An 11,354-nucleotide genomic window follows, 5' to 3' on the forward strand; every position below is an offset into this window, starting at 1 on the left:
TCAGTGTTGCTGCAATCTCGTCATAGGAACTTCAAATTCAAAACCGCACTAGAAACATTAACTTGCTAGTGCTCCTTTGATTCCGAAGTTCGCCTCAGAGGTCGCCGCGAATGTTTGCGAACTTCGGAATCGGAGCACTAGTGTCCCGCCATGTGCCTTCCGATTTCCGTGAGGTCGGCTTCACTGGCGCGCGCTTCGTAGACGAATTGGCCGTGGAATATCACCACGAGGCGATCCGACAGTTCGAGCAGTTCGTCCAGGTCTTCGCTCACCAGCAGCACCGCGGCGCCGCGGTTCCGCGCGGCCATGATCTCGGCATGGATCTGCGCGACCGCGGCAAAGTCGAGGCCAAAGCAGGGATTGGCGGCGATGAGAACCTCGACATCGCCGCCGAGTTCGCGCGCCAGCACCGTGCGCTGAACGTTGCCGCCGGAGAGCGCCGACATCGGGGTATCCGGCGTGCGGGTCTTGATCTTGTAGAGGCCGATCTTCCTTTCCGCCGATTTCCGGAAGGCGGAGCGGTTGAGCCACCAGCCACCGCTGGCAAAGGGGCTGCGGTCGAATTCGCGGAAGGCGATGTTGTCGGCGACGCTCATGCCGCCGACACAGGCATTCTTCAGCGGCTCCTCCGGCAAGAGCGACATTCTGTGCCGCCGCATCTCTTCGCGCGTGGCGTGATAGACGTCGCCGATCACGCGGATTTCGCCGCTCTCCGCCTGGCGCTGGCCGGCAAGCACCTCGACGAGCTGCCGCTGGCCATTGCCGGAAACCCCGGCGATGCCGACGATTTCTCCGCCGCGCACCGAAAGCGAAACGTCGTGGACCGCGACCGCGCCGGCATCGTCAAGCGCCTTGAGTTTATCGAGCTCGAGCCGGGTAGCGCCGATTTCTCCGACCCTCGGCGGCTGCAGCGTCAATTCCTCCGCGCCGATCATCATGCGGGCCATGCTGTCGGGCGTCAGCTCGGATACCTTGCCCTTTCCCGCCAGTTTTCCGCGGCGAAGGATCGTCACTTCATCGGCGAATGCCATCACCTCACGGAATTTGTGCGTGATCATCAGGATCGTCAGGCCCTCATTGACGACCATGGCGCGCAGCATCCCGAGCACCTCGTCGGCTTCACCCGGCGTCAGCACCGAGGTCGGCTCGTCGAGAATGAGAAAGCGCCGCTTCAAATAAAGCTGCTTCAGGATTTCGCATTTTTGCCGTTCGCCGGCCGAGATATCGGAAACCTTCGCGTCGAGCGGCACCTTGAACGGCATCCGCGCCAGAAATTTTTCCAGCTCGCGTTTTTCCCTTAGCCAATTGACCACGGCGGGAACGTCGTCGCGCGCCAGCACCAGGTTCTCGGCAACCGTCATCGCGCCCACCAGCGTGAAGTGCTGGTACACCATGCCGAGCCCGAGCGCGTGAGCGTCCCTGGGGTTTGCGATCGCCCGCTGGCGCTCCCCCACCAGCACATCGCCCTCGGTCGGGTGATAATAGCCCATGATGCACTTGACGAGCGTGCTTTTTCCCGCGCCGTTTTCGCCGAGCAGCGCGTGAAATGAGCCGGGACGTACTTTCAGTTCGACCTTGTCGAGGGCGAGAAAGTCGCCGAAGCGCATGGTCATGTTGAGGGCATCGACGCCCAGCGGTCCGTTCGGCAGCGGCGTCTCGCCGATGATCACGACAGCGCTCCGATCAGGGCTGCGGAAGTGGCAACCGCGCCGAAGACGCCGCCCTGCATCTTGATCATTTTCAGCGCGTGATCGTGATTGTCCTTGTCGGTGGCACCACAGCAATCCTCGATCAGGACGCATTCGAAGCCGCGGTCGTTCGCTTCCCGCATGGTGGTGTGCACGCAGACATCGGTCGTGATGCCGGTCAGCACGACGTTCTCGATCCCGCGCAGCCGCAACATCAATTCAAGATCGGTGGCGCAGAACGAGCCCTTGCCGGGCTTGTCGATGATCGGCTCACCCGAAAGCGGCGCGAGCTCGGGAATGATCTCCCAGCCGGCCTCGCCGCGAACCAGGATTCGTCCGCACGGTCCGGGATCGCCGATCCCGGCGCCGATCTGCCGCGAGCGCCACCGTTTGTTCGCCGGCAGATCGGCGAGATCGTCGCGGTGACCCTCGCGGGTATGGAAGATGTGGAAGCCCTGCGCCCGCATCACCGCGAGCACGCGCTTGATCGGCTCGATCGGCGCGCGCGTCAGCGACAGGTCATATCCCATCTTGTCGACATAGCCGCCGACCCCGCAGAAGTCGGTCTGCATGTCGATGACGATCAACGCGGTGTTCTCCGGACGCAAATCGCCGTTATAGGGCCAGGCATAGGGCTCGGACTTCACGTAGCGTTCGGCCATGTCGAGAGCCTCATCGGTCGAGAAGGGTTCATCGGGTAATGGACAATTCGGCCGGAGCCCCGGTCAGGGTGCGCTTCGGCGAGCAGGTGATGATCATGATCGCAAGCGTCAGGATGTAGGGTGCGGCGTTGAACAAATGATATCCGGAAGTGACGCCGACCGACTGCAGCGCGGGACCGAGCGCGGCGGCGCCGCCGAAGGCGAGCGAGGCCCACATGCACAGCATCGGGTCCCATCGCGCAAAGATCACGAGCGCCACTGCGGTGACGCCCTGTCCGCTGGAGAGGCCTTCGTTCCAGCTTCCGGGATAGAACAACGACAGGAACGAGCCGCCAATTCCGGCAAGGAAGCCGCCGACCATGGTGGCGCGCAGGCGGATGGCGAGCACGGAATATCCCATCGCGCGCGCAGCATCCGAACTTTCGCCGGCAGTGCGGATCAACAGACCCCATTTGGTCGTCCGGAACGCCCAGTAAAGGATCGGCGCAAGCGCAATGCCGAACAGAAACAGCACGTTGATGCGCAAGGCGGCGCGGACCTGCGCGACATCGCTCCACCATCCGAAATCGATCGCGGGCAGCCGTGGGGCGGTCGGCTCGATCAGCGGCTTTCCGAGATAGAAGGCAAGGCCGGTGCCGAACAGCATCAGCGCGATGCCGACCGCGATGTCGTTGACCCGCGGCAACGAGCAGATTCCGGCGTGGAGCGCGCCAAAAAGCGCGCCGCTAACTCCCGCGGCGAACACGCCAAGCCAGGGCGAACCCGAAAGATAGGAAATGCCGTAGGCGCTCATCGCCCCCATCACCAGCGTGCCTTCAAGGCCGAGATTGATGCGGCCCGAGCGCTCGGTGATGCATTCACCCAGGCTGACGAACAGAAATGGGGTGGAGACGCGGATGGCGCCGCCGAGAACGGCGAGCGGTACGGTCCATAATCCGATTCCCCCGTCGGCCATGTCAGGATTTTCCTTTCAGGAAACCGATCCGCCCGTAGAGCGCATCGCTTGCGAGTACGAAGATGAAGATGATGCCCTGCAACACATGCACGGAGGCGTCGGGCAGGCCAAGCCGGCGCTGCAACAGCCCGCCGCTTGCGCCGATTCCACCGAGCAGAATGGCAACCGGAATCACGGCAAGCGGATTTTGCCGCGCCAGGAACGCAACGAGGATTCCGGTGAAGCCATAGCCCGCGGCCAGATTGGCATTGGTTCGGCCCTGCACCGCGGCGACCTCGACCATCCCCGCAAGACCCGCCGATGCACCGGCCAGGAAACAGATGGTCATGACCAGCTTGCCGACGCCAAGGCCTACGATTTTGGCGGCGCGAATATTGCCGCCGGCAACGCGCGCGGCAAAACCGAACACGGTGTGATAGATCAGGATGTAGGAAGCGGCCGCGGCGAGGATGCCGAACACCAGTCCCCAATGTACGTCGGTGCCGGGGATCGATCCCATCATATTGGCTGCGCCGATCTCGTGCGTCGATGGCTTGTTGAGGCTGGTGGGGTCGCGCATCATGCCTTCGACCAGATGGTTGAGGATCGCCAGCGCGATATAGACGAGCAGCAGGCTCGAAATCGTCTCGTTGACGCCGCGATATTGACGAAGCGCGCCCGAGAGCATGATCCAGAGCCCGCCGGAAATGATGCCTGCAGCCGCCATCGCCAGCTGCACGGCAAGCGGCGGTGCCCACGGCATCGCGAGCGCCACGCTGGTGGATGCCAGTGCGCCGATCAGGAGCGCGCCTTCGCCTCCGATGATGACCATGCCGAGTTGCGCAGGCAGCGCGGTGCAAAGCGCGGTGAGGATCAAGGGCGCTGCGCGCGTGAGCGTATTCTGCCAGGAGAACCAGGTGCCGAACGCGCCCTGGTACATGTAGAAATAGAGGTCGAACGGATTCTTGCCGAACAGCGCGACGAAAATTCCGAACACCCCGAGCGCGCCGACCAGCGCCGCGCCCGGAATGAGGATGTATTCGATGGTTCCACCGTAACGCTGGAGAAACCCCGGATCTGCGGCCGGGGAAATCGCGATTCCCTCGGCGGAATCCGCAACTTCCGATGTCACGAAGTCGCTCCGATGACGCCTTCCACGAGGTAGTCCATCTTCTCCAGTTCGGTATCCTTCTGGCCGCGCTCGGTGCCGGCCGGAATCATGGTCTTGCCCTTGTTGTCCACGATCGGACCCTTGAAGATGGTGTAGTTGCCCGCGACGAGCTTCGACTTGATGTCGTCGGCGTGTTTGCGCGCCTGCCCGGCGACCGCTTCGCCATAGGGCGACACCTTGACGATCTCTTCCTTCAGCCCGCCGCGATAGAAATTGGGGATCGTCTCTCCCGCCAGCATCATCTTGACGAACTTCGGATAGAGCGCTTCCCAGTTCCACTCGGCGCCCGTGAGATAGGCTTTCGGGGCGAGCGGCGACTGGTTGACGTGATAGCCGCACACCATCGCGCCACGGCGCGCCGCGTTCTCGACCATGGTCTTCGGCCCGTCGACATGGCAGGTCAGAACGTCCACGCCCTGATCGATCAGGCTGTTGGTGGCTTCGGCTTCCTTGACCGGCATCGACCAGTCGCCGGTGAAGATCACCTGAGTGGTGGCCTTCGGGTTCGCCAGTCTGGCGCCCATCGTGAAGGCATTGATGTTGCGCAGCACCTGTGGAATCGGCTTGGCGGCGACAAAGCCGAGCTTGCCGCTCTTGGTCGAGTAGCCGGCAACGATGCCGGAGACATATTGCGCCTCGTCAATGTAGCCGAAGTAGCTGCCGGCGTTCTTGGGGTCTTTCTCCGTCCACAAGCCGCCGGCGTGCTCGAACCGGATCTTCGGATACTTGCTGGCCGTCTTGATCACGTGCGGGCTGTAATATCCGAACGATGTCGGAAACAGCAGAGTAGAGCCGTCCAGATTGATCATCGACTCCATCGTTTTTTCGACGGCGTCGGTTTCCGGCACCTTTTCTTCTTCGACGACCTTCAGGCCGGCCATTTTCTTCAGCGCCGCCGCGCCTTGTGCGTGGGCCTGGTTGTAGCCGTAGTCGTCGCGCGACCCGACATAGATGAAGCCGATGGTGGTATCGGCCGCATAAACGCTTCTTGCCCCCAGCGCCGAGCCGAGCGTCAGCGCCGCGCTGCCTTGCAAAAGATGTCGTCTTGAAATCCTGCCAAAATCCATGTGCCTGCTCCCTTTTGGCGGATGGACCGCCGCTCCTACGCGGCTTCGCCTGAAACGGCGGAGCCCGCCGGGCATGTCGCAAGCTTCGTGCCAGAGCTTTTTTGCTGGGCAGCTTGAGTTAAAATGCTGAAATCAAATGACTATCGATCGTTTTAGGGATCGGTTTGAATCTTGGGCAGAAAAGCGGCCGGCTAAAATTTAGGCGACATTTGGGGATTGTATGCAAGCCAGTTAAGCAATCCTCCAACCCGAATTTTGGCCGTGGAGGGAAGGGCGGTTGGCGCGTTCCGATATTTTGCCAGCTGGCCAATCGGCATAGGCTTCTACCTGTTTCCGATCGCTACCGGATTCTTTTCGAAAGGCCTGAAAGCACGCCGCTGGCGAGCTCCAACGCATCAATCGGAAAAACATGAGTGAGATGAATGCGCAAACCGGCGATCGCAAGACCTCACCGCTCGGCGAGGCGATCGTCGGCCGGATCAACGCCCTGGCGACGATTTCGCAAGACCCGGGCAATCTGACGCGGATCTTCCTGACGAGCGAGCACCGCGCGGCGGCAGAGCTGATCATGGGCTGGATGCGCGAAGCCGGCATGAACGCACATCTTGACGCCATCGGCAATGTCTGCGGCCGTTACGAGGGCGAGCGGCCGCGCTTGCCCTGCCTGATGCTCGGCTCGCATTACGACACAGTTCGCGACGCCGGCAAATGGGATGGTCCGCTCGGACTGATCACGGCGATCTCCTGCGTCGGCGATCTCAACCGGCGAGGGCGGCGGTTGCCGTTCGCGATCGAAGTGGCGGGCTTTGCCGACGAGGAGGGAGTGCGGTTTGCCTCGACCCTGCTCGGCAGTCGCGCAATTGCCGGCACGTTCAAACAGAGCGTGCTCGCCACCAGGGACAGCACCGGAAAATCCATGCGCGAAGCGCTGATCGAGTTTGGTCTCGATCCGGATCATATCGGCGCGGCGGCGAGAATTCGCGGCGAACTCCTGGCCTACATCGAACTGCACATCGAGCAGGGACCGGTGCTGGAAGCCGAGAACTTGCCGATCGGGGTCGTCACGGCGATCGCCGGAGCGACGCGCCTCGCCGCACGATTGACAGGCATGGCCGGCCATGCCGGAACGGTGCCGATGGCGTTGCGGCGCGATGCGCTCACCGGGGCGGCGGAATGCATCTCGAAGATTGAGGAATTGTGCCGCGCCGACGACGCTGGATTGGTCGGGACGGTCGGATATATCGACGCCGCGCCCGGCGCGACCAACGTAATCCCGGGAGAGGCACACTTCACCATGGATATCCGCGCGCCGACGGATGACCACCGCAAGCGCGCGGTCGGCGAAATCGTCCGGCAGATTGAAGCGATCGCGAAGCGGCGAACGCTCGAGTTGCAGGTCGAGGTGACCCATGAAAACCGCACCGTGCCCTGCGCGCCATGGCTGAAGGAGCAGGTGGCGGCAGCGGTCGCCGCGGAAGGCTATCCCGTGTTCGAACTGCCGAGCGGCGCCGGCCATGACGGCATGGCGATGGTGGATATAGCCGACGTCGCGATGCTGTTCGTGCGCTGCCGCGGCGGCATCAGCCATCATCCGGACGAGCATGTGGATATGGCCGATGCGGACGCCGGCGCGCGGGTGTTGCTGCGGCTGATCGAAAACTTTCGGCCGCAAGAGGCGGGTGGGTGAACTGTCGGTTGACGGCTGCATTCAGGGAAGCGGTGGCAAGGCCAGGCGCCATGCGGGGCGTCATACTTTCCGCGAGTCTGCCCAAGGGTACAGGATAAGGTCGTGTCGCGACGCTGAGTTACCCGGTGACATCGAGTCCAACCAGCCGCCTGAGCTCAGCGATCTCCGCGATCTGCTTCGTGGACGGGCCATCCATTCGCGCGACTTCCTCCACGACACCGACGAGTTCGCGTCGTTCCTCGGCAGTGAGCCGCTTCTTGAAGAGATCCGCGAACAGTCGGGCCGCCTCTGCGAAACTTTGCGCACAGCTCGCAATAAAACGCGCATGAGTCAGGCGCTCGTTCACATCGTGGTCGAAGCCGAACACCGCGCGCATGGTCTCTTGGATAGTCGTGATTTGGCTGGCTGTCGGATCGCTGCCGCGAGGGATCAGGCACATCAGCACGGTTGCTGCGTCGCGCGGATCGTCGATGGCACGCAGCGGCGCGGTCCGCTCCGACTCGCGCACCTGGACACGCCGCGCCTCGTCCCTGCGGCGCGCGGACCGCTCGCGGAAATGGTCGACGCCACCCATACGAATGAACCAATAGATCGCCCAAAACAACAAAGTGCTGGCTACGAGGATGAGGATCGGCATTCAGGGCCCTTCGACGTTTCACAGTATCCGAAACAATATAACGCCGTCCTTGCAATTTAAAGACATGCTTACCTGAACGATGCAGCCGGATTTTGCGGCCGCCATTGGAGCATGATCGCGATCCGGGCTGCGGCGGCCTGTTTCGGCAGGGATGTCGGCTGCCACTGCCGTAACGCCGACGTCCATCTCACCGCATCAAGTGCGCGCGCCGGATTTTTTTGCCGAAAGAGACGGGCGCCGCAAGGTGCAGCACGCCGCGCGGCGCGGTCTGCATCACGCTGGCGCTTTGCTCGACCTCATCGATCTTGCCGAGAATGCGGTCGCTCTCGATGCGATCGATGCGCGCCTCCCACGATTAATCACGCTTCGTGAACAATCATATGCCGTATGACCGTCTTATGGCAGCGCCTTGCCAGCAACACTTCCGCGTCATGACGAGCGAACCAACCGATGAGCGGCTGGAACTGCAGCTTCGTAGTGACAAGGAGAGTGTCATGTTGACTAGCACAAACACCGTCGTCGTCGGCGGAGGGCAGGCCGGCCTTTCGGTCAGCCACTATTTGAAACGACTGTCCGTTGACCACGTGGTTCTCGAACAGGCGGACAAGCCGGGCGAAGCCTGGCGCAATCACCGTTGGGACTCCTTCACGCTCAACACGCCGCGATGGCAATCGCGATTGCCGGGAGTTCGTTACGGCGAGGATGATCCGGACGGCTTCATGCCAAGGCAGGAAGTCGTGGCGCACCTGGACGAGATGGCGCAACGGCTGCCGATCCGCACCGGCGCGCGCGTCGTTGCCGTCGCGCGCGATGCCGCCCGCGGCCACTATGTCGTGTCCATCGATGGTGGCCAGACCATCAGGGCGCACAACGTCGTCATCGCGACGGGGCTTTATCAGACTCCGAAGATTCCGAAGCTCGCCCATAACCTTCCTGCAGAGATCAAGCAGCTTCATTCCGACAATTATCGCAACCCCGAGCAGCTGCTCCCTGGCGCCGTATTGGTCGTCGGCAGCGCGCAATCCGGCGCACAGATCGCCGAAGAACTCTGCGAATCCGGGCGAAAGGTTTATCTCGCGACAGGCCGCGCGGCCAGAACGCCGCGCCGCTATCGCGGCAAGGACGCGAACTGGTGGTTCGCCAAAATGGGCCAGTACGATCGGAGAGTCGGCGAGCTGCCGTCGCCGAAGGCGAAGTTTGCCGGCAAGCCGCATATCTCCGGCACCAGGGGCGGCCATACCATCAACCTGCACCAGTTCGCGCGCGATGGCATGATACTCCTCGGCCGTCTCGAGGCCGTCGAAGATGGCATCGTCAAGCTCAGGGATGACCTGCACGACAATCTCGCCGCGGCTGATCGGGCCGAGGCGGAGCTGGTCAAGGCTGTAGATGCCTATGTCGCCAATGCTGGAATTGTGGCGCCGGAAGAAACGCTGCCGGTTCTGCGCGACGGCTTCGATCAGGAAATCCTTACCCGACTCGACCTCAACGCGGCCGGCATCACCAATGTGATCTGGGCGACCGGCTACGGCTTCGATTTCTCGATGGTAAAGCTTCCAGTCGTCGACGGCGACGGCTTTCCGATCCAGACGCGCGGCGTGGCCGCGCTTCCCGGGCTGTTCTTTGTCGGATTGCCATGGCTGCACACGGCGAAGTCCGGACTGATCTACGGCCTTGCCGAGGATGCGCGCTATGTCGCCGATCGAATCGCCGAACGGGTTGATGCGCGCGACAGCAACGTACGCCCGGCCCTGCAGCAATCTGCTTTGGCCGGGCCAAAGCCATCGCACGCGGCGAGGTGGGTGGAGGGCGTGCTGACATTGATCTGGTGGTCCGCGACCTCGCTGGTGCTCGACGGTTTTGCCGGCTACGCCGCCGGAATCTATCCCGCGTCCCCGCCGAACGCGCCGCAGCAGGCCGCTCCGCAACCGCGCCGAAGGATGCGACGCCATCCCACAGGTCACGGCGCAACAAAGAAGCCCAACATGAACAGGACATTCGCAATGCTCGCCTCGGCCGCGATCGCCGGTCTCTTGCTTGCTTCCGGCCATGCAGCCGCAGGGCCGCTGCCGCCGCAGGTCAACTTTGTTGCAACTCCCGCCAGCCAGCTCCGGCTGGGAATGACGGGGGATGACGTTATCCGCGTCATGGGTAAAGTTGCGAAGGAGACCGACTTCGTCGGTGGTTCGACCCGGACACGCAAACTCGAGTTTACAGACGCAATTCCCGGCCAGGCTATCCTCTCGGACGGAAAGTTGTCGCGCGTTACGCTCAACCCGTTCCGGATGGAAGAGGCTGCTCTCCCCTCGCGCCTCCGGCAGGCCTGGCCGGGATTTGCCAGCAGCGTGGTGCGACGCGCGCTCGGCGAACCCACGGTCCGTCTGCGTCATACATGGTTCGGCATCGAGGTGGATCAGTGGGTCTTCTCGTGTCCGGGAGAAGTCGAAGCCAGCGTGTTTTTCAGGGCGGATCGCGTGATCGCTCGCGCGGTGGGTCGAGATGTTCCGGCCGATCTGTTCCGGGTTGATTTGCCGTCGCCACCTCAAGGTGAGGGCGAAAGCCCGCCTTTTGCGCCTCGTGTTGGCATGACGGAAACCGACATCAAGGAGCTTTGCGGCGCTCCGCTCTACCGGGTCGATTACGTCTTCAACGGACAGGCGGCGTCACACGCGGTCTACCAGACGGGCAAACAGGGAACGTTCACCGGTTTCACCATCGTAGATGGCGTCGTCACCGAGTTCGAAGATCTCGGGCGGATGCCTGACGATCCATCCTTCCAGGGTCGGTGATACACTCGACAGTTGCGAGGACTCCGCCGTGCCTTGCAACTAACTTCGATATTGCAACCGACACATGGATTTAAAAATGGCCATCCTCAATTCGAACGACCATCGAAACCTGATTGTCGCGCGCTGGCACGCCTGTGAGACGACGCCCGAGCCGTCAACGCGCGGCGTTGTAGGCATCGCGCAGGACGTTCGTCTCAAGCTCCAGATCCTCCAGCCGATGCTTGACTACATCACCGATGCTGACAATTCCGGCTAGCTCGCCGCCGCGTAGCACCAGTATGTGGCGCACGCGATGGTGCGTCATCAGGTTCATCACGCGATTGACACTCTCGTCCGGGGATACGGTGGTCGCGCCGTATTGCATGATTTCCTTCACAGGTATCGACCCGGCTGCCTCGCCGTGGCGGGAAAATGCGTGAACGATTTCACGTTCGGAAATGAGACCAAGAACTGTGTTCCCATTCGTCACCACGAGCGCGCCAATATTCTTTGCGCGGAGCCAGTCCGCCGCTCTCTTGATGCTGGCTTCAGGAGCGATTGTTGTGACGTCGGTGCCCTTCCGCCTCAGAATGCTTTCGATGGACATAGCCTCCTCCCATCGTATGGCCTAGCCGCCTGTCGCATTGATTTGCGTGGCTGCGTCTTGCGCCCTCGATCGGAGGGCATGCCATGGAAGCCGTTCTTCTCCACGAAGAGCATCAGCCTATCATATCGGCAGG

Annotated in this window: 10 protein-coding genes; 3 read left to right on the plus strand and 7 right to left on the minus strand. The window is 62.2% G+C overall.

Annotation, left to right across the window (positions count from 1 at the left end):
• Window positions 1–137: 137 nt before the first annotated feature.
• From VNX23_RS05410 to VNX23_RS05430, 5 genes are read right to left on the minus strand one after another with little or no spacing between them, the layout of a single operon-like run.
• Complete coding sequence (locus VNX23_RS05410; protein WP_325628157.1) at window positions 138–1,670, minus strand: ABC transporter ATP-binding protein; 1,533 nt, start codon at window positions 1,668–1,670, stop codon at window positions 138–140.
• Window positions 1,667–2,350, minus strand: coding sequence for an isochorismatase family cysteine hydrolase (locus tag VNX23_RS05415; protein ID WP_325628158.1), 684 nt, complete (start codon window positions 2,348–2,350; stop codon window positions 1,667–1,669). The genes VNX23_RS05410 and VNX23_RS05415 overlap by 4 nt, the downstream gene beginning before the upstream one ends.
• Before the next feature lie 28 nt (window positions 2,351–2,378).
• A complete protein-coding gene (locus tag VNX23_RS05420; protein WP_325628159.1) occupies window positions 2,379–3,305 on the minus strand; it encodes an ABC transporter permease in 927 nt (308 codons plus the stop codon).
• A 1-nt stretch (window position 3,306) separates the two neighbouring features.
• Entirely contained in the window at window positions 3,307–4,416 is a 1,110-nt protein-coding gene (locus VNX23_RS05425) for an ABC transporter permease (RefSeq protein WP_325628160.1), read from the minus strand.
• The gene (locus VNX23_RS05430) at window positions 4,413–5,522 is read right to left on the minus strand and encodes a BMP family ABC transporter substrate-binding protein (protein ID WP_325628161.1); all 1,110 of its coding nucleotides are present in this window, start codon (window positions 5,520–5,522) and stop codon (window positions 4,413–4,415) included. The genes VNX23_RS05425 and VNX23_RS05430 overlap by 4 nt, the downstream gene beginning before the upstream one ends.
• Window positions 5,523–5,931: 409 nt before the next feature.
• On the opposite strand from VNX23_RS05430, the gene VNX23_RS05435 reads away from it, so the two are divergent.
• The gene (locus VNX23_RS05435) at window positions 5,932–7,209 is read left to right on the plus strand and encodes an allantoate amidohydrolase (RefSeq protein ID WP_414642947.1); all 1,278 of its coding nucleotides are present in this window, start codon (window positions 5,932–5,934) and stop codon (window positions 7,207–7,209) included.
• A 118-nt stretch (window positions 7,210–7,327) separates the two neighbouring features.
• Here VNX23_RS05435 and VNX23_RS05440 read toward each other — a convergent pair whose 3' ends face one another.
• Complete coding sequence (locus VNX23_RS05440) at window positions 7,328–7,846, minus strand: hypothetical protein (RefSeq protein ID WP_325628162.1); 519 nt, start codon at window positions 7,844–7,846, stop codon at window positions 7,328–7,330.
• 199 nt (window positions 7,847–8,045) lie between these two features.
• On the opposite strand from VNX23_RS05440, the gene VNX23_RS05445 reads away from it, so the two are divergent.
• Both VNX23_RS05445 and VNX23_RS05450 read left to right on the plus strand, forming a co-directional pair.
• A complete protein-coding gene (locus tag VNX23_RS05445; RefSeq protein ID WP_325628163.1) occupies window positions 8,046–8,237 on the plus strand; it encodes a hypothetical protein in 192 nt (63 codons plus the stop codon).
• A 103-nt stretch (window positions 8,238–8,340) separates the two neighbouring features.
• Entirely contained in the window at window positions 8,341–10,635 is a 2,295-nt protein-coding gene (locus VNX23_RS05450) for an NAD(P)/FAD-dependent oxidoreductase (protein WP_325628164.1), read from the plus strand.
• Window positions 10,636–10,789: 154 nt separating this feature from the next.
• On the opposite strand, the gene VNX23_RS05455 is transcribed toward VNX23_RS05450, so the two are convergent.
• Window positions 10,790–11,221, minus strand: coding sequence for a CBS domain-containing protein (locus VNX23_RS05455; RefSeq protein WP_325628165.1), 432 nt, complete (start codon window positions 11,219–11,221; stop codon window positions 10,790–10,792).
• Between the last annotated feature and the right edge of the window lie 133 nt (window positions 11,222–11,354).

This window comes from Bradyrhizobium sp. (assembly GCF_035570375.1).
GTDB lineage: Bacteria > Pseudomonadota > Alphaproteobacteria > Rhizobiales > Xanthobacteraceae > Bradyrhizobium.

Bases quoted from the DNA above. Each gene is read 5' to 3' on its own strand.
- VNX23_RS05415 (WP_325628158.1), bottom strand. From the start codon at position 2,350: ATGGCCGAACGCTACGTGAAGTCCGAGCCCTATGCCTGGCCCTATAAC.
- VNX23_RS05420 (WP_325628159.1), bottom strand. From the start codon at position 3,305: ATGGCCGACGGGGGAATCGGATTATGGACCGTACCGCTCGCCGTTCTC.
- VNX23_RS05430 (WP_325628161.1), bottom strand. From the start codon at position 5,522: ATGGATTTTGGCAGGATTTCAAGACGACATCTTTTGCAAGGCAGCGCG.
- VNX23_RS05435 (WP_414642947.1), top strand. From the start codon at position 5,932: ATGAGTGAGATGAATGCGCAAACCGGCGATCGCAAGACCTCACCGCTC.
- VNX23_RS05440 (WP_325628162.1), bottom strand. From the start codon at position 7,846: ATGCCGATCCTCATCCTCGTAGCCAGCACTTTGTTGTTTTGGGCGATC.
- VNX23_RS05450 (WP_325628164.1), top strand. From the start codon at position 8,341: ATGTTGACTAGCACAAACACCGTCGTCGTCGGCGGAGGGCAGGCCGGC.
- VNX23_RS05455 (WP_325628165.1), bottom strand. From the start codon at position 11,221: ATGTCCATCGAAAGCATTCTGAGGCGGAAGGGCACCGACGTCACAACA.